General features: G+C 44.4%; 3 protein-coding genes. All 3 read left to right on the top strand.

Annotated elements, in window-relative coordinates:
* Nucleotides 1-152: 152 nt before the first annotated feature.
* Complete coding sequence (locus LKE08_RS16285; protein ID WP_324705300.1) at nt 153-437, top strand: hypothetical protein; 285 nt, start codon at nt 153-155, stop codon at nt 435-437.
* 126 nt (nt 438-563) lie between these two features.
* Nucleotides 564-896 carry a hypothetical protein gene (locus tag LKE08_RS16280; RefSeq protein WP_324705299.1) on the top strand — a complete coding sequence of 111 codons (333 nt, stop codon included), beginning with the start codon at nt 564-566 and terminating at the stop codon, nt 894-896.
* Nucleotides 897-995: 99 nt separating this feature from the next.
* A partial coding sequence (locus tag LKE08_RS16275; protein ID WP_324705298.1) for a hypothetical protein occupies nt 996-1,216 on the top strand: 221 nt, incomplete at its 3' end.

Here is a 1,216-nt window from a genome sequence, read left to right as displayed (position 1 = left end):
TTGGGCATCGCTTTTGGTCGGATATTGTCGGCAAAATTAATGTCATAATTCTGCCAAATTGGCAACAGTTTCGAGAAAGTTTCGATTAAATTAAAGACAGAAAAGGGAAATTCCCGAATCCATTCACTCAATCAACTAACTGGAGGGAAACCATGAAGATTTCCGACCTCAATCATATCGCCACCATTTCCGAAGAATCCAACGTCGCCGGTGGATACGGATACTACGGACGTACTTTTTACGAAAACGACTACATCAATTTTGATGTGTATGGAGACACCTTTATTTTTACACACATCGATGGCAATACCGCTCAAATTGATGGCGGTGCTGTTGCTTACGGTTCGGACACCTATACCAAGGTTGCCGGTTCGACGTTTACTGTCGAAGGCCATACCTCACAATCCAGTTTGTTTGCCATCTCCGTGAGCGACTAAAGCGGTTTTTTCTGAACGAGTGCATCGTTTTATGTGAAACCTAAGAGGGACTCCTCTATCCGACGAGTTCCTCTGCTTGTTAGTGTCTAATTTCTGTTTTTGTCGTTGGTTACATCAAGTTATACCATGAGTAAATTGACTTCGAGTTCAGTTCTGGATATTTGCGACATAGACTTTAACGAAGAACTGTCAAATCCCAACCGAGTCCAAGGTGGGGTTTATGCAACGACCGATTCTTTTGCATGGGCTTATACTGATGTAGCTCTTGCCGGAGCAAATGCGATAGCCGTGGGTGATTATACTGCAACTACAGCTAATGCATATACATCGGTTTATAACGAAGATAATTTTTCCGAGAGTTTTGCGTCCTCTAATGCTACGGCTCTAGCCATTTCGGGAGACAGTCAGGCAAGTTCCTTTTCGGATGACTGGGCTATTTTTGGCTCCTTCTCTAACTGAATAATTGTCCGGTTTTTCCCTTTTCTTATCTCCCTTCCAAAAAAAAGTTAAAACTTTTATCAAAATATTTGTATAAAGTAATGCGTTGGTATTTGTCTCATGTCTCAAGATTCAAATTCCCCGACAATTAATCAGTCATCTGGGAGCGGAGCCATCGTCAGTTCTATTTCCTTTGTAGACGAAACGGGGGCGGGAAGCAGCAGCGAATCCACCGCCACCTCGGGAGAGGGAGAAACCAGCACCAGCAGCGAGGAAACCTTCACTCCCGGCGCCGATTCTAGCAGCGGAAGTGCCAGTGCGATCGCATCTTCCAACGAGGC

It is taken from the genome of Lyngbya sp. CCY1209 (genome assembly GCF_035615495.1).
In the GTDB taxonomy this organism is placed as follows: domain Bacteria; phylum Cyanobacteriota; class Cyanobacteriia; order Cyanobacteriales; family Microcoleaceae; genus Limnospira.
This window is presented reverse-complemented; position numbering and strand designations above follow the sequence as displayed.